This window comes from Nitrobacter sp. MLSD-S21, assembly GCF_058809865.1.
Genome location: NZ_JBXASZ010000014.1, coordinates 1 through 20,824 on the forward strand (window position 1 = coordinate 1; position 20,824 = coordinate 20,824).

Annotated in this window: 24 protein-coding genes and 4 pseudogenes; 12 read left to right on the forward strand and 16 right to left on the reverse strand. The window is 55.8% G+C overall.

Annotation, left to right across the window (positions count from 1 at the left end; translation table 11 throughout):
• Positions 1-146 precede the first annotated feature (146 nt).
• The 4 genes from AC1RT6_RS20770 to AC1RT6_RS20785 all read right to left on the reverse strand — a co-directional run bounded on the left by AC1RT6_RS20770 (position 147) and on the right by AC1RT6_RS20785 (position 2,486).
• Positions 147-434: a hypothetical protein gene (locus tag AC1RT6_RS20770; protein WP_472791679.1), complete on the reverse strand. Its 288-nt coding sequence runs from the start codon at positions 432-434 to the stop codon at positions 147-149.
• A gap of 215 nt (positions 435-649) precedes the next feature.
• Positions 650-904, reverse strand: coding sequence for a hypothetical protein (locus AC1RT6_RS20775; RefSeq protein WP_472791680.1), 255 nt, complete (start codon positions 902-904; stop codon positions 650-652).
• Positions 905-1,405: 501 nt separating this feature from the next.
• Entirely contained in the window at positions 1,406-1,912 is a 507-nt protein-coding gene (locus AC1RT6_RS20780; protein WP_472791681.1) for an Hsp20/alpha crystallin family protein, read from the reverse strand.
• Between the two features lie 94 nt (positions 1,913-2,006).
• Positions 2,007-2,486 (reverse strand): Hsp20 family protein, encoded by a 480-nt coding sequence (locus AC1RT6_RS20785; RefSeq protein WP_472791682.1) that lies wholly within the window; start codon positions 2,484-2,486, stop codon positions 2,007-2,009.
• Positions 2,487-3,151: 665 nt separating this feature from the next.
• Between AC1RT6_RS20785 and AC1RT6_RS20790 the strand changes: the two genes are divergently transcribed.
• From AC1RT6_RS20790 to glgA, 5 genes are all read left to right on the forward strand, one after another.
• The gene (locus AC1RT6_RS20790; protein ID WP_472791683.1) at positions 3,152-3,604 is read left to right on the forward strand and encodes an Hsp20 family protein; all 453 of its coding nucleotides are present in this window, start codon (positions 3,152-3,154) and stop codon (positions 3,602-3,604) included.
• 80 nt (positions 3,605-3,684) lie between these two features.
• Positions 3,685-4,314, forward strand: coding sequence for a hypothetical protein (locus AC1RT6_RS20795; protein ID WP_472791684.1), 630 nt, complete (start codon positions 3,685-3,687; stop codon positions 4,312-4,314).
• Positions 4,315-4,403: 89 nt separating this feature from the next.
• Entirely contained in the window at positions 4,404-4,676 is a 273-nt protein-coding gene (locus AC1RT6_RS20800) for a hypothetical protein (protein WP_472791685.1), read from the forward strand.
• 364 nt (positions 4,677-5,040) lie between these two features.
• Positions 5,041-5,772 carry a MarC family protein gene (locus AC1RT6_RS20805; protein WP_472791686.1) on the forward strand — a complete coding sequence of 244 codons (732 nt, stop codon included), beginning with the start codon at positions 5,041-5,043 and terminating at the stop codon, positions 5,770-5,772.
• 851 nt (positions 5,773-6,623) lie between these two features.
• The gene (glgA, locus tag AC1RT6_RS20810; RefSeq protein WP_472791803.1) at positions 6,624-8,048 is read left to right on the forward strand and encodes a glycogen synthase GlgA; all 1,425 of its coding nucleotides are present in this window, start codon (positions 6,624-6,626) and stop codon (positions 8,046-8,048) included.
• A 102-nt stretch (positions 8,049-8,150) separates the two neighbouring features.
• Here the strand turns inward: glgA and glgX are convergent, their stop codons facing one another.
• Positions 8,151-10,415, reverse strand: a complete 2,265-nt coding sequence (gene glgX, locus AC1RT6_RS20815; protein ID WP_472791687.1) for a glycogen debranching protein GlgX — start codon at positions 10,413-10,415, stop codon at positions 8,151-8,153.
• A 213-nt stretch (positions 10,416-10,628) separates the two neighbouring features.
• Here glgX and AC1RT6_RS20820 point away from each other — a divergent pair, with 213 nt between their 5' ends.
• Both AC1RT6_RS20820 and AC1RT6_RS20825 read left to right on the forward strand, forming a co-directional pair.
• Entirely contained in the window at positions 10,629-11,273 is a 645-nt protein-coding gene (locus AC1RT6_RS20820) for an ImmA/IrrE family metallo-endopeptidase (RefSeq protein ID WP_472791688.1), read from the forward strand.
• Positions 11,270-11,698, forward strand: a pseudogene (locus AC1RT6_RS20825) (DUF4411 family protein). Before AC1RT6_RS20820 ends, AC1RT6_RS20825 begins: the two are co-directional and overlap by 4 nt.
• A gap of 399 nt (positions 11,699-12,097) precedes the next feature.
• Here AC1RT6_RS20825 and AC1RT6_RS20830 read toward each other — a convergent pair.
• Both AC1RT6_RS20830 and AC1RT6_RS20835 read right to left on the reverse strand, forming a co-directional pair.
• Entirely contained in the window at positions 12,098-12,226 is a 129-nt protein-coding gene (locus AC1RT6_RS20830; protein WP_472791689.1) for a hypothetical protein, read from the reverse strand.
• A gap of 11 nt (positions 12,227-12,237) precedes the next feature.
• A pseudogene (locus AC1RT6_RS20835) lies at positions 12,238-12,563 on the reverse strand (hypothetical protein).
• 220 nt (positions 12,564-12,783) lie between these two features.
• On the opposite strand from AC1RT6_RS20835, the gene AC1RT6_RS20840 reads away from it, so the two are divergent.
• Positions 12,784-13,110, forward strand: coding sequence for a hypothetical protein (locus AC1RT6_RS20840; RefSeq protein WP_472791690.1), 327 nt, complete (start codon positions 12,784-12,786; stop codon positions 13,108-13,110).
• Positions 13,111-13,471: 361 nt separating this feature from the next.
• Here the strand turns inward: AC1RT6_RS20840 and AC1RT6_RS20845 are convergent, their stop codons facing one another.
• A complete protein-coding gene (locus AC1RT6_RS20845; RefSeq protein WP_472791691.1) occupies positions 13,472-13,855 on the reverse strand; it encodes a hypothetical protein in 384 nt (127 codons plus the stop codon).
• Between the two features lie 296 nt (positions 13,856-14,151).
• Here AC1RT6_RS20845 and AC1RT6_RS20850 point away from each other — a divergent pair, with 296 nt between their 5' ends.
• Positions 14,152-14,373 carry a hypothetical protein gene (locus AC1RT6_RS20850; protein WP_472791692.1) on the forward strand — a complete coding sequence of 74 codons (222 nt, stop codon included), beginning with the start codon at positions 14,152-14,154 and terminating at the stop codon, positions 14,371-14,373.
• A gap of 14 nt (positions 14,374-14,387) precedes the next feature.
• Here the strand turns inward: AC1RT6_RS20850 and AC1RT6_RS20855 are convergent, their stop codons facing one another.
• The 4 genes and pseudogenes from AC1RT6_RS20855 to AC1RT6_RS20870 form a co-directional block, all read right to left on the reverse strand.
• A complete protein-coding gene (locus AC1RT6_RS20855; protein ID WP_472791693.1) occupies positions 14,388-14,615 on the reverse strand; it encodes a DUF6894 family protein in 228 nt (75 codons plus the stop codon).
• 156 nt (positions 14,616-14,771) lie between these two features.
• On the reverse strand, positions 14,772-14,954 hold the full coding sequence (locus tag AC1RT6_RS20860; RefSeq protein ID WP_472791694.1) for a hypothetical protein: 183 nt from the start codon (positions 14,952-14,954) through the stop codon (positions 14,772-14,774).
• A gap of 322 nt (positions 14,955-15,276) precedes the next feature.
• Positions 15,277-15,409 (reverse strand): annotated as a pseudogene (locus tag AC1RT6_RS20865) (cold-shock protein); the annotation flags it as partial.
• Positions 15,410-15,643: 234 nt separating this feature from the next.
• On the reverse strand, positions 15,644-15,868 hold the full coding sequence (locus AC1RT6_RS20870; RefSeq protein ID WP_472791695.1) for a hypothetical protein: 225 nt from the start codon (positions 15,866-15,868) through the stop codon (positions 15,644-15,646).
• A 23-nt stretch (positions 15,869-15,891) separates the two neighbouring features.
• Here AC1RT6_RS20870 and AC1RT6_RS20875 point away from each other — a divergent pair, with 23 nt between their 5' ends.
• Positions 15,892-16,308 carry a Crp/Fnr family transcriptional regulator gene (locus AC1RT6_RS20875; RefSeq protein WP_472791696.1) on the forward strand — a complete coding sequence of 139 codons (417 nt, stop codon included), beginning with the start codon at positions 15,892-15,894 and terminating at the stop codon, positions 16,306-16,308.
• An 810-nt stretch (positions 16,309-17,118) separates the two neighbouring features.
• On the opposite strand, the gene AC1RT6_RS20880 is transcribed toward AC1RT6_RS20875, so the two are convergent.
• The 3 genes and pseudogenes from AC1RT6_RS20880 to AC1RT6_RS20890 form a co-directional block, all read right to left on the reverse strand.
• The gene (locus AC1RT6_RS20880; protein WP_472791697.1) at positions 17,119-17,379 is read right to left on the reverse strand and encodes a hypothetical protein; all 261 of its coding nucleotides are present in this window, start codon (positions 17,377-17,379) and stop codon (positions 17,119-17,121) included.
• A gap of 348 nt (positions 17,380-17,727) precedes the next feature.
• Positions 17,728-18,114 (reverse strand): hypothetical protein, encoded by a 387-nt coding sequence (locus AC1RT6_RS20885; protein WP_493029648.1) that lies wholly within the window; start codon positions 18,112-18,114, stop codon positions 17,728-17,730.
• 85 nt (positions 18,115-18,199) lie between these two features.
• Positions 18,200-19,236 (reverse strand): annotated as a pseudogene (locus AC1RT6_RS20890) (cysteine synthase A).
• An 83-nt stretch (positions 19,237-19,319) separates the two neighbouring features.
• Between AC1RT6_RS20890 and AC1RT6_RS20895 the strand changes: the two are divergent.
• Positions 19,320-19,751, forward strand: a complete 432-nt coding sequence (locus tag AC1RT6_RS20895) for a DUF4142 domain-containing protein (protein WP_472791804.1) — start codon at positions 19,320-19,322, stop codon at positions 19,749-19,751.
• 235 nt (positions 19,752-19,986) lie between these two features.
• A complete protein-coding gene (locus AC1RT6_RS20900) occupies positions 19,987-20,286 on the forward strand; it encodes a DUF6894 family protein (protein WP_472791805.1) in 300 nt (99 codons plus the stop codon).
• Between the two features lie 328 nt (positions 20,287-20,614).
• On the opposite strand, the gene AC1RT6_RS20905 is transcribed toward AC1RT6_RS20900, so the two are convergent.
• Positions 20,615-20,803: a hypothetical protein gene (locus AC1RT6_RS20905; protein ID WP_472791699.1), complete on the reverse strand. Its 189-nt coding sequence runs from the start codon at positions 20,801-20,803 to the stop codon at positions 20,615-20,617.
• Positions 20,804-20,824: the final 21 nt, after the last annotated feature.

Here is a 20,824-nt window from a genome sequence, read left to right on the forward strand (position 1 = left end):
TCCTTCGTCTGCGACGAGAACCGAACACTCCTTAGATCACACCATCAATTCTGTGCCATAGGCGCTGATCCCGGACACCCAGCGTCAACAAAGAAAGCTCTCCTGCGGGGGCAAGAGAACTTTCTTTGTACCCAGCCCCCGCTAGGTCATTCCATCATAGCGTCCCAGGAAATCGCAACCCAGGCGCGGGGATAACCGAAGCCCATGAAAACTAGGAACGAGGCCGTCGGGCTTTGATTGTTTGACGGCTGCGCCCTTTGCACGCGGCCTTCCAGCACGGCCCTGCTGTTTCTCCTTCCTGCGGGGCCGTGCAGGCTATTCGCAATGAATAAAGCATTAGAGAAGTTCATTAGGGATGCCGCAGAGGTCGGGGTGTCGGCCACTTTGCTGGGCTTAGAAATAGGAACGCGGCTGCTGCGCTCGAATTTAATCATCGGGCTGCCCGTAGAATCCGCGGCCCCGCACGGTCCAGCGCAGGTACAGCATCCGCACCGCGGATCATCCGTGCATCGGTCCCCAGTTAAAGGGGCTTATACGGATCGCTCTTCCTACATCTCGCGAAGGCCGGTAGATGTCCCAATCTAGTTTTTAGCGCGCCAAGTTTTTCGATTCCTCTTGTTTTTGCCGCGACATAATCAAGTCGAGGTTATCACTGTTCTGTCCTCTCCTCCGTGTAGGCGGCTAGCGCGGTACGGGCTCGAGCCAAGTCCTCTCGCGCGACCGCGAGGATCTGCTCAGCAGCATCGAGAGCGGCGAAAGCTCCCACCGAAGGGCTTGGACGTTCAGCAGTAACTATTACCCAGGCGGCGTCAACTTTAGCGAGCGCCGCGTGTAAATTCGCGATAGCGCGGCCGATCGCGTCGTAAAGCGCAATCTCTTGTTCGGGTATAACCTTCTTCGACATTATCCACCCTTTCCAATCTTCAACAAGCCATCTGCCGTTCCAAGGGGCTGCAAGCATCTGCCCGCCTCAAAGATCATTGCAGTTCGCGAACGCAAGAAGCGGTTAAGCAGGGAGGTGAAGGCTGTAAGAGACTGCTCAGGATGAAGTTCAACCTCAGCCTGCTTTAAGCGCCGCAGGCGGCTTGTTTTAATAGCTAGCCACAAATCAGAAGTCAGCATCTGCACCTACCAAAGGTTTGTGCGCTAAGAAGTCAGCCAATCGCCGGACAATGACCGACGCCCCCGATCCGCGCGGTCGGACTGGAGGATCCGCTTTTAATGGCGAATGTTGTCTCGAATTTACCCCTATCGATAAAGCTCGCAAGTCTGCTCTCGCTGCAGAGGAGCAGATGATGAAAGGTGGCTGCATTGAATCTGCGTCGAGCGCCCTCGTTGGTTTCGCTGCTGGCCGTTTGTATCAGGCGAGTACCGGCGGCGCTTAAGCCGCCGGTTCGGCCGATCCTCAGCCCTTGATCGCAATGCGCTTCACCTGTGACTGAGCCTTCGAGCTCTTGGGAAGCACGACGTTCAGCACACCGTTCTTGAAGTGCGCCTCGATCTTGTCTTCCTCAATCTCGACCCCGAGGGGGATGCGCCGCTCGAAGTGGCCATAGAAGCGCTCGGAGAATTGCTTGTCCTTGTCCTGGACCTCAGAACGCTTTTCGCCCTTCAGCGTCAGTACGCCGTCCTCGAGCAGCACCTCAAGATCCTTTTCTTCGAGACCGGGGATCTCGGCCGTTAACTTGATCTCCTTGTCACTGTTGGAGATCTCGACGTTCGGCCAAGCCGCGCTGAATGACGATAGCGAGCCGAACGCCGGCACGCGACTATCAAACCCGCGGAAGACATCATCAAACAGCCGGTTCATCTCCCGATGCAGCGAGAGGAACGGATTGCGATCGTCGTCGTGAAACACCGTAGGAACCTGATTGTTGGAGCGGCCCCACGGAATCAGGTCACGTACACTCATGATTATCTCCTTTCTGTAGCTGTCAGTTGCAAAGCTCTCCCATTGGCGTCGGGCACACGGTCCGACGCCTTTTGGAGTTCCGCTGACGAAAGCCTTAGGCGGCCTGCTTCTCGGCCTCGATCTGCTTACCGGCCCCTGCCAGCCCCTCGCTCCCGGCGATGGTGATGCGGCGCGGCTTCATCTCTTCCGGAAGCTCGCGCTTCAGGTCGATAGTCAGCAAACCGTTCTCGAGGTTCGCGCTCACGACCTTCACGTGGTCGGCAAGTTCAAAGCGGCGCCGGAAGGCCCGTGCGGCAATACCGCGATGCAGATACTGCCCGCTCGCTTCATCCTGGTCCGACTTTTGGCCCGCGACCAGCAGCATGTTCTGCTCCTGCGTGATCGTCAGATCATCCTCGGTCAAGCCGGCCACCGCCATGCTGATGCGGTAGTCGTCCTCACTCTTCCTGACGATGTCGTAAGGTGGCCACGTATCGATCGATGTCACGCGGCTCGCGGACTCCAGCGTGTCGATCATACGATCGAAACCGATCGTCGATCGGAACAGAGGCGCAAAATCGAAGGTGTTTCTCATAGCCATATCCTCCTTGGAAGCAACATGGATATAAGGGCGGGCGCCAAAGGGGCTGACGCCCTTCGGAAAACCATCTCTTCTTCAGCAGATGGCGATTTTGATTTGGGTGCAGCTCAACATCCGTCAAGAGGACGAACTCGCGATAATCGAGCCGCATCCGCTCCCCTGGAACGGTTAGGGATCTCGTGATCAGCGGTTGGTGAAGGAGATACAAGCATGGCGCTCCCACGCGACTATCTGCCTTCCATCTTGGTCTAACCGACGACACACTGCTGACTGAGACCATGGTGACCACCGCGACCGCCGCCGAACTGACCCGGCCTCGGGCATGGACGAATGAAGCGGTCAACAAAAGGCGGGCCGCTGCCCAGCGCACGGACCGCCGAAGTCTCACCCCGCGAGATCACGAAAAAGAGGGAGCCTCACAACGGGGCCCGTCACGAGGAGGACAAGCTCGCCATACCGCGAACAACCTCGCGGAAGTCGGATGCGATGAGGTGCTAAAAATTTTCTCGGGGCGCGCTTGAAATCCGCAGGCGTTTTTCTAATTTGATTTTTGCCGCTGAAGAAGCGGCTTCGAGCGACAACGCTTGAGGGCTTGAGACGGGCGCTGGCTGGTGTCCGACGTCCGCTCGTATCCATCTTGCTCCAAGGAGGATTTGGCTATGAGAGCTTATAATTTTGCACCCCTGTGGCGATCCACTATCGGATACGACCACCTTCTCGACCTCGTTGATGCAGCGCAACGCAACAAAGGCGAGGATCACTATCCACCATACGACATTGAGCGGCAGTCTGAAGACCGCTACCAGCTCTCACTGGCGCTGGCCGGTTTCTCCCCGGATGAAATTGCGGTGACGGCCGAACAGAACGTGCTCTCCATTGAAGGACGCAAGACGGAAGCGGCCAATAAGGATTACTTGTACCAGGGGATCTCGGCGCGCCCGTTCACGCGGACCTTTAATCTCGCCGACTACGTCAAGGTCGAAGGCGCGACATTCGAGAATGGTCTCCTGCAGATCAAGCTTGTGAGGGACATTCCAGAGACCATGAAACCTCGGCGCATTCCCATCGGCGTTGCTCCTGGTCCGCAGATCCAAGAGATGCGCGCCGCTTAACCGTACATTCGGGCACGGGTGGCCACCAGTCCCGGCCCGATGTGTCAGTCGATCCCCAATGAAAGGAGAAGGAGGGGAAGATGAAGCGTGTCCTTCATGATCAAGTTGCATCGATGCAGTTTCGCCCCGATGCGCATCACCGCTCCGTTCCAGCGGTTCTCAAAGATCCGAAGCTCTGTTCCGACGAAAAGCGGGCCATTCTATCGGCCTGGGCATCCGATATGTATGCAATCGAATCCTCGCCCATGCTGAGAATGATTCCAGGGCACACGACGCCACTCCGGTTGAGCGAAATTCTCAGCGCGCTGCGCGGCCTGGATGATGACGATCCGCCACCACGGGGCGGGGCGGCGAAACGAATGACGGCCGGAAATGGAGAGGCCGATAGCCATGCCGCCATCGCTCCGGCGGTGACCCACCTGGCGCGTCTGCGGCGAGAGGCGGACCTGCGAGCTGCGTCGATAAAGGCGCATCGAGACAGTATCCGCCGCAACAAGCGGATTCTGCAGACCGATCTCACAGATTTGGAACGTCAGTTCGTTGTCCGGAGATTAGCTGAAGAACAGTCTGCTATTCGTAAATTGTCGCGGCCGCGGACTTTTGAATGTACCAACGACGACCTCTCACATGCGGTGCTGGCAAGGCCCCCGAATCGTGCTTCGCCAAAAGCGCAAGAAGGACTTGAAGTGGCCGCTCACGGTCTTGCTTGACCTCTAGCCGGACAGCGGTTTGGCGAAGCGTAAGCTCAGAAAGGGAACAAAGCCGCCCACCTTTGCGGAGTATAGGAAAGGAAAATGACATGAGAAAGCTTGCTCTTGGAATCGTCGCGGCAGCAACGCTCCTCATCGGGACGATTGCGCCGGCATCGGCTCATTGGCGTCATCACTACTGGGGCGGTCCCGGGATAGGCCCGGGAGTTGCTCTCGGGCTTGTTGCGGGAACACTTGCCGCTGCGGCGGGGCCTCCGATCTACTATGCACCGGTCTATCGCCCGCCTCCTTATTACTTTGGTCCGCCCTATCGCGTCGTCCGCACCTATCCGCCCGTTTACCCATATTGGTACGGCTGGTGATGACAGAAAAGGGCTCGGCTCTCGCCGAGCCTTTCTTGTGCCTGCACGAGCAACTCGGAGCGCCTTCAGCATTGATGCACGTGCAGGCGCGCCAGTTCTGCATGATGCCTGTGCGAAGAGATGGATACGATCCTCTTGTTAGTTGGCGCCTCTCTCTTAATGTCGCTTATCGTCGTGATCGATGTTTGGCTGGGTGATCATGATCGATAGGTCTCCGGAGCGAGGAAGCCAGGGTCATAGCAAGAAAGCCCGACCCGAATTATTCGTCGGCTTCCGGAAGGCATCCTTGTAACCAAGTTAAGGGATGCGGTTAGGCCCGCTTTTGATTTCGTCAACTTTTGACCCAGAACAGCGCACGGCGATCATGAGTTCCGACCTTGCCATAAATGCCTTCGCCACTCTGTTTGTGGCTATTGGACCGATCGACACGGCAATCGTTTTTGGCGGGCTCACCGGTGGCATCCACCGGCCAGAACGCTTTCGATTGGCCTGGCAAGCAGTCCTTGTCGCGGGGGTCGTTCTGCTGGGCTTTGCGCTCTTTGGGAATCAAATTCTTGCCGCGCTTCGGGTCTCGCTAGATGCCTTTAGAGTTGCAGGTGGAATTCTGTTGTTATTGCAAGCCATTCAGATGATCTTTGCTCATCCAGCAGGCCTTAGTTCCTTGACCGCCTCGGAAAGACGCGAGGCTTTGGGTCCGGGCGACATCGCAATATTTCCACTGGCGTTTCCGGTTATCGCGGGACCGGCCGGCCTGACGGCGGTGGTCCTGCTCATGGGTCAAGCCCACGGCGATCCACTGCGCTCGATGATTGTGCTCGGAGCAATGTTGTTGTGTCTCCTCCTCACCTATATCAGTATGATCTTCACGGATGTCTTGCACAGCCTGCTTAAAGCAACCGGCTCAAATGTCCTGGCCCGGCTTGCGGGCGTGATTTTGGCTGCTTTAGCTGTTCAATTTATATTCGATGGTATTCGCGGCGCTCGGATCGTCGCGGCCGCTGACAGCTCATACCGGGAGGCGAATGAGGTTTACGTTGGACTTAACCAGAGGCAACCCAAATCAGAAGTTTCAGGCGGCGTTTCTATAAATTTGTGATGTTGGGCGCTCATCCTGCGTAGGACTGACGCTCACGGGAATCCACCTCGCTACCAGCGGCTCCGTTTGCGAGCAAGCGTTCACCGTCAAGCGAAACAAGGACCGGCAACGGCAATTATTGTTCGGTTCTCTCCTCTGCATAGGCGATGAGTGCAGTACGAGCCCGACCCAACTCCTCTCTCGCAACCCCCAGGATCTGGTCGGCAGCGTAGAGCGCGGCGACAGCTTCCACTGAAGGATTTGGACGTTCAGCCATAACTATAACCCAGGGGTACCGACTTATCGAAGGCGAGTTTGTAGTAATCCTTTACGAAAGAGCAGTCATGTCGGAACGCCACTAATTATATCGAAGCCCTAATGGGGATTGCTGGTATTTGGGTCGGGAGCCCGAAATTGGGGACGCCTTTATTATCCATCAGCCAAATTCTCCGTCGGGTGGATTGTTGTCGCATATCGAACTCGGAGAATTCTTGCGTACGGTAAGCAAAGACATTCGTGGATGTGAGGATCAGCAACAAGGCCAAAGCACCTTTCGCCATCTGTGATCCTCGCACAGAGTCGGTGGTCACCGTATCGTTGATCGGCACTAGGGTCTGTACGATTAGTAACTAAGGAACCTGAACCTAAGCGGTTTTACTTGGAAATTTGACGGTTCGTGCTCGAGTCATACGCCGCAAAAAACGTCGTCGAGTTCCAAATTTACAGAACATTCATTTGTGGGACGCCCTCCGAGCTTTCGCGTCACTCGGCCCAAAAATATTTCGGCCAAGGAAACGTTTTGTCATTGCAATTTGACTGATCTGTGCAATTTAACGGGGCGTGCTGCGATGCAGCGTATCATCGAGGTCAGTATGATCCGAACGCTGTTCGTAACTCCCGAATTTGAGGACCTAATTCGTGTCGGTGGTCTTGCCTCAGTGTCGGCGGCTCTACCCCGTGCGCTCCGCCATTCAACTGATGTGCGGCTAGTGTTACCAGGTTACAGGTATGTGCTGTCCCAGCTGAACGGTGTCGAGATCGTTGGGGAATGCAGCAAGTTGGCCGAGTTACCGGCTTGCTCGATAGGCTTGACGAAAGCCTCTGATGGTTTGCCGGTCTACATTGTTTTATGTCCGCAACTCTATGACAGACCCGGTTCTCCATATGGTGACGAGGCGGGCGTGGACTGGTACGACAACGCCGTTCGATTTGCACGCTTCGCGTCGGCTGCCGCTGATCTGGCAGCAGGGCGGGCGGATCCAAACTGGCGCGCTGACATCGTCCATGCGAATGACTGGCAATCTAGTTTGGTGCCAGCCTATCTCGCTTGGCAAGGCATCCCCTTACCGACGATCTTGACCATTCATAATCTGGCTTATCAGGGCCTATTCCGGAAAGATGTGCTACGAAACATCGGTGCTCCCGAAAGCTCGTTTCATTCTGAAGGGCTCGAATTTTACAACAAGGTGTCGTTCCTTAAGGCAGGACTAGTCTATGCGGATCATTTGACGACAGTGAGCGAAACCTACGCTCGCGAAATCACGACCCCAGAGTTTGGATGTGGGCTAGAAGGAATTTTGCGGCAGAAGTCCGAGGCAAACCAGTTGTCCGGCATACTGAACGGGATCGACGAAACATGGGATCCGCGGTTCTGTCCGCATCTGCCAAACCCGTTCGCTGCTGGCGATTGGAACGCCAAACGCGAGAATGCTAAATTTATCCGCAAGCAGTTCAATCTTGCACTGTCTCGTGGCCCGCTTTTCGGATTGATCGCCCGTCTCGTGCATCAGAAGGGCGTGGATTTGGTGTTGAACGCAGCGAAGACAATTCTTGAGTCAGGTGGTCAAATCGTCGTCATGGGTCAAGGTGACCCGGCTCTGGAAAGAGCCTTACTGGCGTTGCAGAAACGTGAACCAGCATCAGTAGCGGTTGTCCTTCGCTTCAAAGATGTGGATGCTCGGCGTATCTTTGCCGGCAGCGATTTCACGCTGATGCCATCTCGCTTTGAGCCCTGTGGCCTCAGTCAGATGTACGCTCAGAAATTCGGATCGCTACCGATCGGCTATAAAACAGGCGGATTAGCTGATACGATCGTGGATGGAAAAACCGGCTTTCTGTTCGAGGCGCCAACTAATGAGTCGTTTCTGGGCGCTGTATGCCGGGCATTTGGTGCATTCGGTAGCCGACAACGACTGAATTCCATGCGTATTGAAGCGATGGCGACATCTTTTAGCTGGCTAAACTCGGTCGAAAAATATCAGTCGCTGTATGGCGACGTCATTGCGCGCGCAGCTTGAGTCAAAGCCGCGCTTCTTAGACATAGCAAGGCACAGGCAGCTCCGCTGATGAGCAGTCTCGACGTTTGTTGCTTCTGGCAATAGGTTGATGCCGGGTTCCTGCTACGAGAGGTCGACTTCGCGCCAGCTTCTTTCGTCATCGGGCGTATCCACGTCAGGATCGAATCCCATCATCTGCCGCAACTGGCCTACTGAGTGACGCCGCGTCGACAGTGCAAAACCGACCAATGATCGCGCAGTTATATTAAAGACATGGCCGGTTGGGTACGCCGCGGGCTGCTGGTCCGGTTGGTTGGTATCGAAAATGCAAAGCCACCGTGGGCCATCACTCACTTTTGGCAAGGTGAAGTTCACCACGTCATGATAGGAATTATAGGCGAGAAGAATGGTTGTATCCGAACCGCGACGTTTGATTCCTGTCCGCTGGGCGCGACCGTCAAGTAGCATGCCGAAGCATCGAGCATTACCGTCCTGCCATTGCTCCGCTGTCATCTCGTGACCATCAGGTGAAAGCCACGTAACGTCTTTAACGTCCAGTTCTTCATTATAGGTTCCGAGGGGGAAACGCGTGCGGTGAAGAATTGGAAAAGCGCGCCGGATAGCAATGAGCTTTCGCGTAAACTCACGGAGCTCACGCCCCAGGGATGATTGTGATGTCCAATCGAGCCAACTCGTCTCGTTATCCTGGGCGTAAGCGTTGTTGTTTCCACCCTGCGTATGGCCAAACTCATCACCAGCGAGCAGCATTGGCGTGCCAAGTGACAGTATCGTGGTTGCTAGAAGGTTGCGTTTTTGACGCTCTCTCAATCGAACGATGTTCTGATCGTCAGTCGGCCCTTCGGCGCCATGGTTCCAGGAATGGTTGTTGGAGTGGCCATCACGATTGTCTTCGCCGTTCGCTTCGTTGTGTTTGTGATCGTAAGACACAAGGTCATTCAGATTAAACCCGTCGTGAGCGGTAACAAAGTTGACCGTCGACCAAGGCTTGCGTCCGCGCTTATTGAACAGATCGCCAGATCCAGAAATGCGTTTCGCCATTTCGGGAACCATTCCTGTGTCACCCCTCCAGTAGCTGCGTACTGTGTCGCGAAACTTATCGTTCCATTCTGCCCAGCCAGGCGGGAATTGGCCGACCTGATAGCCTCCTGGTCCGATATCCCAGGGTTCGGCTATCAGTTTGACGCTCGAAAGAACCGGGTCCTGGCGGCAGGTGTCAAGAAAGCCTCCGCCTTCGTCGAAGCCATATGGCTCACGCGCGAGAATCGTCGCAAGGTCGAATCGGAAGCCATCGACCCGCATTTCTGTGGCCCAGTACCGCAATGAATCGGCGACCATTTGCAACACGCGCTGGTGAGACAGGTTGACTGTGTTTCCGGTCCCTGTGTCATTGATATAGTAGCGCTTCTGATCGGGCATGAGCCGATAGTAGTTAGCATTGTCGATTCCCTTGAACGAAAGGGTTGGGCCCAGCTCGTTGCCTTCAGCCGTATGATTATAAACGACGTCCAGGATCACCTCGAGCCCGCTCGCGTGAAACTGGTTGATCATTTCCTTGAATTCACCGACTCCGCCGGAGCGCTGATAACGTGGATCGGCGGCAAAAAAGCCTAGCGAATTATAGCCCCAATAATTGCGAAGTCCTTTTTCGATGAGATAGCTATCGTCCACGAAGGCGTGAACGGGGAGCAATTCTGCAGCCGTAATCCCGATAGAACGTAGATACTCCGGTATCCTTGGATGGGCCAATCCTAGGAAGGTGCCACGATCCTGCTCCGGCACCATTGGGTGGCGCTTGGTGAAGCCTTTAACGTGCATTTCATAAATAACTGTCTGCTCCCAGGGAGTGTCAGGTTTTGCCAGCCGTCCCCAAGTGAACGCTGGATCCACGACCCGGCATTTCTGCATGAGCTTGGCACTATCACGGGTGTCGAAGGATAAGTCTTTGTCCGGATGGCCGAGTTCATAGCCGAAAAGCTCAGGCCCCCAACGCAGTTCGCCGACCAACTGCTTGGCATAGGGATCAAGCAAAAGCTTGTTGGGATTAAAGCGGTGACCCGCCAACGGCTCAAATGGGCCGTGAACGCGATATCCATAGACTGTTCCGGGCCGAGCAGTTGGTAGGTAGCCGTGCCATACTTCATCGGTATATTCGGGAAGTTCGATCCTCTCAAGCTCGGTCTGGCCGTCGTCGTCAAAAAGGCAGAGTTCGACCTTTGTGGCATTCGCCGAAAAGATCGCAAAATTGACGCCAAGGCCATCCCAGGTCGCCCCTAAAGGAAACGGCTTACCTTCTTGAACTGGGGATTTTCGAAGACCGTCTGCGAGAGCAGACAGTGCCTTTCGCTCGTCCGACGCGGTCTCGTTCATTTGATTCCCCCAAAGCGAAACAACGTGAAACGTCGATATTGAGTTCCAAGCATTACGTCTTGAGGCGCCAACCTGGCAGCGTAAAACGTCGCATTCGTTCGAGTCCTAACTTTTGCGGTATATTTGCCGCGGCAGCGGGCCACGAAGGCGCTTGACCAATTTCGCATATCTCCGACTGTTGATCGACCGCGCTGAAGGCGCTGGAATTGGGTGATGCGTACCGGGATCGTTGGCAGCAACACTCATCGTCCGTTGAGTATTAAGCAATTCCGCGGCCTCGCCATCGCGAATCTCTTCGCGCCGCTGATTTTCATCAACGGAAAAGATTTTTTGGCCGCTCAGATCTTCACTTTCGCTCACGAATTAGCCCACATCTGGCTGGACTCGAGCGGAATTTCCAACCTTCCAATAGGTCGCAAAGGCTACGGGATCAGCCGCGCGACGGAGGTCGCATGCAACCCAATTGCGGCGGAGGTTGTCGTTCCTGCTTCTGCCTTCAATGCTGCGTGGGCCGCTAATCGAACGGCTTCGGACAATTACGAATATCTGTCCAGATTTTTTAAGGTTAGCCGTATCGTTATCGCTCGCCGGGCTCTCGATCTCGGGAAGATTTCGGACTCTGACTATTCCCTCTTCTATGGCCGCGAGAAAGCGCTTTGGGAGGAGGAGAGTCGATCCGATACCAGCGACGGCGGCAGTTTCTACAATACACTGCCACTACGCAATGGTGCTCGGTTCACTAGACCTGTCGTTTCTAGAGCGGTGGCCGGCGAAACGTTGCTGCGCGACGCGGGCATCTTGCTCAATATGCAGCGTGCTACAGTCGTCAAATATTTCCGAAAAGCGATTGCGAAATGAAACATTTATTCGATACCAACGTCTTTATCGAGGCCAAGAACCACTACTACGCTTTCGATATTTGTCCAGGCTTTTGGGATTGGATTGACCATGTGGTGAAAGCAAAGGCCGGCAGCATCGTAAACGTCTGTGACGAGTTGAGGGGCGGGAGAGACGATCTTGCAACATGGGCGAACGGGAGAAGGACGCAGTCTTGGTTTCTCAAAGTTGACGACCCGGCGACACAGGCGGTCTTTAAGGTGTTGCGAATTCGTAAACAGTGGCGATTTTAAACAGCCCGCAAAGCCAAATTTCTTTCAGGCGCCGATCCATGGTTGATAGCCAAGGCAAAGGTTATCGGCGCGAAGGTGGTGACCCACGAGTTATCTTCTCCTTTTGCCAAGAATCGAGTGCCTATTCCGACGTGTGCATTGCGCTCGGCCTAGACTATACCAGGCCTTATGAGGCTCTGCGCTCTATGGCAGCGTCTTTTACTTTCGCGCAGCCATAACTCGGTTAGCCCGCTGACAGCATACTGGCGGCGGTTGGCTGCTAAGACCTTGCACGCGGTGGTGCAGTATAGCGCCGTCGCTTTGCGTTCCATAGTAAGGGGCATTCCGCATACGAGACAAACGCGGCCCCGCTTGGATTCCCGGATCGCCTCGCGCTCCATTACCCAAGCATCTTAGCGCAGCATAGGTTGTTGCAAAAAATCTTATCGCCGGGCAGCGCTGTCGCAAAACAAGCATGCGTTGCCCCGAGCGCGCCGCGAGGCCCCGCGGACGAAGAGCGCCCGCGTGGCAATCAAGCCCCAGACCTCGTTCAATACCGGCGATCTTATCGTCCTATTCAGCCAACCAGTCCTCGGTGGAGATCATGCCGGGCTTGCCCTGTTTAGTCCCCGATCCGGCCACAGCCTCTTTCAGTCGGCGCAGCCCTTGAAGTTCGAAGGCCTTTGGTAAGCTCCCGATCATGGCGTCCTCCCTCAGGCTGCTTCTGAGACTCGAGATGTCGATTGGCACCGAGCCGGCTTCCCGCCGGGTGGGCGCGGTCCATTATCGAGTTCGGACAAAACCTCCAAAATATCGTCGATCGACACTGGTCGGCGCTGGCCTGGGACTGCCCTGAGTGAAGGGCACGACGTGACGGCGGCGGCGTCGGAGGCCCAAGACGCCAAGATCGATCTCTTCTCGGTTAGCGTCAGATCGTCGTCCGCCAGGACGTCGCGGGGATGGTCGTAGACCACCCGGGCTGAAGGATTGCGTTGAGGTCGTAAACGTTGTCGTCAATTGCACGGCCTTGATGGGTCATGTTGTCCTCCTCTCTCCTTTCGTTTCGGACGACGAAAAAATTAGGAGGACGGCGTCGGCAATCAAGATTTTCGAGAGCAGAATTTTTCTAATCGGACCCGGCTGAAGGAACGTTCTTTGAGCCGAGGGGTAAGTCTCCGACATTCGGGAACGTGGTGCACTACGGCCCGCCGACCGTTAGCAAGTTATTCCCCTTTGTCCCAGATCAGGAGATCAACCGTATGGAAGAACCTGTCACCCCCCAGGATGGTCTTTCAGCTTGCGGGAAGGTCCGCGCTAAGGTGCTTACTCCCCAAGAGCGATCTGAGATAGGCGCTGTGCTGCTGGGCCTAGGGTTCTTGCTGATAGTTGCCAGGCTGATCTTTGAAATCAATGCAGGAGTTTTTCTAAGTGGTCCGAGCATGACTGGCTTTGCGCTTCAGCCGGAGGGGCTGGACCTCAATCCACCGAGCTTCGTCGGGACGATCGTTGTAGGGATGGGAGTAGTCCTAATAACTGCTGGATGGCTCGCAGTTAGGCCGTGGAAGCGCGATCAATATTTAAACTGACACCCCCGCTCCTTCGCCTGCGCCAACATCTCTGACTCGTATGGAGCGCCATCGATCCCACGGTCACGAAAATGGTGGCATGTCAACGAGCTTGCCTATCAACCGGAGCAATGCCTGCTGTTCTGGACCCTTGGCGTAGCGGAGGAAGTTCCGCCAGTTCGATATGCGACAAGCGTCCGCCAGATGGGGCGTTTGGCTGGTGAATGACGAAAGCGCGCTCGTTTGTCGGATCGCGAGCCAAGTACCAGCAATCGCCGTACGGCTTCGATACAGTTCGCGACGATCAGTCCGTTTTCCATTTGAAGTTCTCAGCTTCCCTTGCAGGCGAACGCCCCCGATAATTTCGGGAGCGTCGCGCGCGTTACCTCGGGCTGGAAGGGCTAGATGAGCCTGTGCCCGTCTGACCCGGCGTGCCAGTCGTAGGTCCGAAGCCCGGCTGACCCAGCGGCTGGCCAAGTCGTCCGCTGTCGGTAGGGTTGCCCGGAGTGGTCGTGCTACCCGTGCCCAGGCTGCCAACACCTGCGCCTCCGGTCGTGCCGCCCATCCCAGATCCTCTGCCCGTGCCAGTATTTCCACCCGCACCGGTACCGCCAGCACCGGTACCCCCGGCCCCGCCCGCTCCAGCACTTCCGCCACCGGCGCCCCCCGCCCCGCCGCCACCTCCGCCGGCCTGTGCAAACGAAACTTGAGCGGTGCCAACGGCCAGCACGAATGCCAGTGCGATCATTACGATTACCTTTTTCATGCTTTTCTCCCTTAGTGCGATACGCGGGAGTCAAAGTCATGCCCCACGGCGCCGTTCCAAACTTCCTGCGAGGCCGACGCGAGCAGCCCACCCTGCTATCTGAGGAACGAATTGCCCCTTTAGTGTTTAAGTCCCGGTTCTGTTGCGTGGAGTCGCACATGAGTAAGCTCGGTTAGACGCCGTCGATCGTCCCGAACGATCGCGATCACACGATCTATCTTGTGTTGGATAGCTACAACTCTGGCTCCGTTTGGCACCAAACAGATGCCGACCGAACCGATCTGGAAGCGGTCATCATGGGCATGCTTGAGGGGCAGTATCAAAACCCGGTTCGGGTCGTTGGATTCAACACATCAGAGAAATGGTCAGAGGATGTCTCGGCCGATGTGGCGCACGAGGTCCGCCGGCGCTGCGATCTGCAACTTCGCGACGTGCCGTTTTACCTGGAGGAGTTCGTGGAGCGCCATGAGAGCCGCTTCCGCGATATGCAACTGCCGCTTCCGGTCCGTCTGGCGTGAGCCGGTTGCTCGGCTCATCGCTTTTCCGCATGCACCTGCAATTCATACAATGGATTACGAAACTCGTCCGTGACTTCCAATTTCCAAGTCTGGCCAGGTTTAAAATTGCCATCAATGTCTTGCAGGATGTGACCGGCCATCTGCGTAGCTTCCTTCCACGCTGCATGTTTGTCCGGTAACTCCTCGCCTACTTGATCGATCTTCGCCGTATCGTGGTAAACATTGAAGAAGTAACGCGGCAATTCCAGCTCCTTAAGAAATAGGGGCCCTACGCCCTTCTTCAAAAACACGACTAAACAGAATGTCTGGCCTGCATCGCGACCCAACGGATTTTGCTGCGAGGCAATGCTGGGACGACGCCCCCAAACACCGCCAGTCGATTTGGCACAAAGGTGAGATTACGTTGCGCCGATGTCGGACTTCGATTTGCACGGTTGCGTTGCGCTGACCGGATCTGATGCGGGAAAAGTGCCCTCAAGCCCTTTCTCAAGCCGCTCGTGCATTTCCTTGTCGGCCTTGATCGCTTCTTTCGGATCCTCCGCGTGCACGTCGTGGCGTGTCGGGTCGAATTTCTCAGCCATTATGAACTCCTCTCAAACCTCGAGTAAACGAACCCGTGGTAACGAAGTTCCGTTCACCTTTGCGCTTTGAGCTTGGTAAGGCCCCGTGTAGGCGGCGGCGTAACTCTTCTGGATCGGCTGCAAGGAGCTTCACACCGCATGGCCATGGCCCAATGCGACCGAGCATCAGTAAAAGCAAATGGCCCGAAGCATTGCCCGGGCCGTCCACATCGCGAGCGAGCGTACATCCGGCTCAGCTCACTTGGTCTAACGATCAACCGACCCGTAGGTTCTCCGCGCTATCCTTGCCGCGGTTCTGCACGACCTCGTAGCTGACCTTGTCGCCTTCGTTGAGCGAGCCGAAGCCCGCCTTCTCTACGGCCGAGATATGGACGAAGACATCCTTGCCGCCGCTCAGGCTCAATGAAGCCGTAGCCCTTCTGCCCGTTGAACCACTTCACTGTACCAATCGCCACTTCTGCAAACTCCTATTGAACGATCATTGAATATGAGCGCTCACGTAGGGTGTGCAATCCGCGGCCATCCCGTCGGTAATTCGCGGAACGATAGGCACCGCTCACACATTGGCTCTCACCACCGCCCGGCCCCTGGTATCCATCGGTGAAGAGAACGCTCTGCTGCGTTCCCGCCTTCCTCAAAAGCAGAAAGGTGCGGGCATGGCCACTGAGCATCTCAACAATGGTTTACTGTCAAAGCTCGACAAGCAAACCTTCGCCGCTATCGAACCCAGCTTGCGGATTGAGCAGCTGAAAGTGGGCCATGTCCTCGCCGAGGCCAACTCCGAGATCGAAAGCGTTTACTTTCCCCACGGTGGCATCATCTCTTGCGTTGTGGAATTGATCGGAGGTGGAGCGATCGAGACGGGAATGATTGGGAAAGACGGCCAGTTTGGGGCCGGTCCAGCGCTCGATCATAAGGTTTCACTTAATTTGTCGTCATGCAAGTCGAAGCCTTTGCATCGATTATCGATGCGGACAGGCTGCGCCAAGCAGCACAAGAAAACCCCAAACTCCGCGACATGATGGTCCGTTACGAACAGTTTTTTCTGGCTCAGGTCCAGCAGACCGCGGCATGTAATGCGGCTCATTCCGTGCGGGCGCGAGCCTGCAAATGGCTTCTGCGCATGCAAAGCCTGGTCGGCGACGATCTGGTTCTGACTCAGGAGTTCCTTGCCCAAATGATCGGAGTGCAGCGCTCCGGCGTCAATGCCATTGCTCAGGAGTTACAGAAACTGGAAATGATCTCCTATTCGCGTGGCCACATCCGCATTCTGGACCGGCCCCGGATCGAAAGGCTTGCATGCGAATGTGACGCGGCCATCAACGCACACTACGCAGAAATTTTCGGGTCCTAGCCGGACGCGGTGGTCGGCCTCACCGAGGAGACTATAAAGTCCGAGTCTGTTACCAGACAGACGCCCCATTTTGCCGACGTCATTATTCGCACATGGACAGGGTCGAGCACATCTTAGCCATTGCCGCCACCACTGGGTGAGCCAAGGACAACGAACGGAGCTGGGAAAGCTTAGCGATGTGCTACTGCAACATTCAAAAGAGCACGGAGGCGCTCAATGATCGCGGCCAAGATCTAGACGAGCGAGGACGCAGGATAACGAATGCTGCGTCATCTGCGATTCCCATATGCGCAATTCAGCGGTGTGACGGTATGCCGCCTTCAACAGAGGGCTAGCCTCGTAGCGGATGCCGCCTATCTTACGACAGAACGACTGGATCGCAGAGCAAGGGACCGGGCGCGTAAACTGCAAGACGAAGCATTAGCTTTCGAAAGCAACGCCAACGAGATCTCGCTCCCGCCAAACCAATCGGCATCGACGTGCTGTGTGAAAATTATCGAAAGAAAGTTCGAAGGCTGGAGGCACGGTCTCCAGCCCGATCAACTCAATGCACGCTCCGTCGATAGTGACATTGCTGACGCGGCACGCGAAAATGCCGGTGTTCTCCTCAACGAGTACTTTCGCCTCATGGTTGATGGTAGTGCGCCCCTTGCTGCGGCCTTCGAAGGGCTCACGTGACATCAGAGTCGGATTGAGCGTTGTAGAAATGGGACCCTCCTTTACGAGAACGAAGCCGCCGGGCGGAATATGGTCGCCCGACGGCCTCGCCAGCGCTGATCCGGACGAAGGGCAATGTCCGGTTTCGGGAAGCTACCGGTCTCTACAACCAGCGCAACGAAACTCAGGCATTAAGCTTGATGTCGCGGAATCGGGTAAAATCTGGAACTGAGTATCCGCGAGGTTCATCAATCGCTTGGCCGCCATGAGGCAAAGCAGGATTGAACCTGAGCTAATCGCCATGAATCCCTTATTGATCAAGCCGCCGAACAGTGTCGCAGAAATCGAATTAGCAGCAGCAGCCGCGGTCGTTGTCCGACCGCTGATTTTCTTTTGAGATTTCTTCGCTGCCATGCTGATCCCCGATGGTCAGGACGATCTGACCGACGCGCACCCATGTCGAGGTTGATCTTCGATCATGGCGCATTATTCGCACGCAACTTGGCAGGATGCCTTAACAGCGATGGTGAACCAAACATCACCGCCGCCGATGGTTTATGAATTGCTTTAGCGCGGGTCACTTTAGCCTGCGCACGTCGGATTAACGCGCTTGCAATGCTTGTCGACCGCGCTGAATGCTGTCGCTCCATGCCAAAGGCGCTGATCCCCGCGTAGCTGCTTGACTTCGCAGCAGAGGCTACGCTTCTCACGCTCCACTGTCGGTCGCGCGTTCTGATGTGCTTTCGTCTCTTCGGCGGCGGATCAAAGATCGGCGCCAGACGCTCGTACAGCATTGCCGCCATTGCCTCCCCGCTTCGGGACCGCTTTGCGGTTTGCCTTCGCCATCTTGGCGAACTCGATCAAATCGATATTGTCCAACGCTACGATCCAGGCCAGCCCGTGGTCAGACCACGAGGGATGCGTCAGAACAAGATCACTGACACCCTGAATTCCAGCCGCCGTCAGCGCGCGATCATTGCCAGATGACTCTACGATCGTGCGCAGCGTGATGATCAAATGTTCCTCGCCGTGCTCAATGAGAATTCGGCAGAGCGTCTGACCAGCCTTGCTCCGCAACGGACCGGTGGGCTCGTGACACTGAGCAATCGTTATTTTGAGATCAGCGCAGACGCTCTCAACCGTGCTCATGCTGCCAGCCTTTCGCCATTGCGCTGCATTCTGGTTTAAGGAGCCGTCTGCGATAATGCAACATCGCGAGATGGCATCGGCGCGATCACCTCAGCACTGCCGCGGTGCCATGGCCGTTCTGCAGCCAGGGTGGCGATGGAAGATTTTTGGAGAGAAGAAATTCTGGATTGAACAGCTTTGTTTGGTAGCGATCTCCCCCGTCGCACAAGAGAGACACAATCGTTTTGCCGGGTCCTAATTGCTTGGCAAGGCGGATCGCACCTGCCACGTTTATGCCTGTAGAGCCGCCAACGCAGAGGCCTTCGTGCTGCATTAAATCGAAGATGACTGCCAAAGCTTCGTCGTCCGAAATCACGTAGGCGTCATCAACTTTCGCTGTTTCGACCAAGGGGGTAGCCCGTCCAAGCCCGATGCCTTCCGTTATCGAATCACCATCGGACGCCTTGGCGACGCCGTTTCTGAATAGCTCGAACATCGCCGCTCCGCGAGGATCGGCACAGGCCACGAAGATCTGCTTATTCTGCTCCTTTAGATAGCGACTAACTCCTGAAAGTGTCCGACCGGTCCCGATTGAGCAAACGAAGCCGTCCACCAGTCCTTCAGTCTGCTTCCAAATCTCGGGGCCTGTGGACTCGAAATGGGCCTTGGCATTGTCGGGATTATTCCATTGGTCGGAATAAAGCACGCCGTGTGGTTCGGTCTTTCGAAGATGCTCCGCAAGACGCCGACCAACGTGCTGGTAGTTGCCAGGATCAGAAAAAGGAAGGGCGGGAACTTCGACCAGATCCGCACCATAGAGCCTGAGCAGATCCTTCTTTTCTGAACTTTGAGTGTCCGGAATAACTATATCGTCGTCCGTAAGCCGAGGGCCTTAGCCACGACCGTAAGCCCGATGCCAGTATTACCACCGGTACTTTCGACGACGAGGCCGCCCCGCTCTATCTCCCCCCGCTCAAGCGCACCGAGAATCATCCATTTGCCCGTTCGGTCCTTGACCGACTGCCCGGGGTTCATGAACTCCGCTTTACCTAGAATGGTGCAACCCGTCAGCTCCGAAGCCTGTCTGAGCCTTATAAGCGGGGTGTTACCGATCGCCCCGACCACAGTTTCACAAGCAGTCATTTTCTTTCACTTTCGGAACACGGTCAGCCCTTCTGCCGTTCGCGACAAATTAGCTGCGCTTCGATCGTTCCGAACACGAGGAAATCGCGCATATCGCTTATACCACGGGCAAGCTCGATATCACGGCGGCAAAGCAGGCACTCGAACGATCCGAAAATCCAAATGTGAAAAAGTTCGCCGCAGAAATGGTGCGGGATTATGTAGGCGTGAACAAGCGGGCACTTGCACTCGTCAAAAAGCTTAGGGTAACTCCTAAGGACAACGATACGAGCCGCATGATGTCGCGAAACGCTGCCGTCAAGACCAAGGAGCTGTCGCACCTGAAGGGCGCCGAATTCGACAAAGTCTATGTCGATAACGAAATCATCTATCACAGAATAGTCGATGACGCGCTTGAAACTGACCTTATTCCGTTGGCTCGTAACGCGGAGCTAAAGGACCTGCTCGAGGTGGCCCTCAAGACCGTTCAAGGTCATGAGAAGCACGCCGAGCAAGTGGCGGCCCAATTAAAATGATGGGCCCGAGACGTCGCTTTCCTTCGGCTGCCCCCTGTGTCTCAATTCGCCGGCCGGTGCTATTCCTCAGTACACCTGCTTGTGATTTGTTAATTAGCAACGCAATGAACTGGAAGGCATTGGCTCTTCGGATGGTTTTGCCGACCGTCCATTCTCCTGGAGCTCGTCGGTGAATGCCCCTTCGCCGGCGGGCTCTTTATTTGGAACGTTGGACCGGCGATAGGATTGCTGCACCCTGCCCAGGTACTTCTTCCATTTGGCAGGCCGGCTTCCAGCGCAGGATGTTATGGGCCACGAATGCCTCAACGACGAAGAGGCTCGGGAACACGGCAGTTTCATCGCGCACCGAGTCGGAACAGAAAAGCCTGACATGATACAGGGAGGGAACTTCATTTCGGTCACCAACGAGACCGGCGAAGAGCTGTTCAAGATCCCTATTGCTTCCACTTTGATCGCAGTCACCCGGGATGGTCGTGGCGACCCACAGATTTCAAGCGAATCGAACAATCCACGGTTCCCGCCTGCGACGGAGTAATGCTTCCATAATGAGAGACGCGCCATCCATGGGTCCCATCGAGGACCCTGTTCTGATTTCAGAAAGCTTCGACCGCCGAACTCTTGCCGACATGGCTATTGCGCTCGAACGTGCCTGCGCCAAAGTGGACGGGTGCAAAAAGCACAGGGCACGGCGCCACATTGCGGCTCGCATTGCACAATGTGCCCGAAGCGGCAATCGGAGTTTAGCGGCTCTCACCCGAGCAGCAGAAACTGCAGCCGGCGAGCTACGCAAGTCGTCGTGAGGAATTGCCGTTGGCCTTTCAGGCCCCCTGGTCCGACGCGCCAGCAGGTTGCAGCGCTGTTTACTAGCGCCGAGCCAATTTACAACTAGCGTCCAAAATCATCCGGATCTTGTTTCCGTCGAGCAGCTTCGGCGCTCGCTTGTGTCCAGATTTCACGAGCTGAGACTGAATTTTTTTCCAGCCCTTGTGCCTGCCTGAATCGGAGAGCTTCACCGCTTCCTTTAAGACTTCAAGCTTCTCTTCTCTGTTCATCGCGAACACCTTCCCTACCCG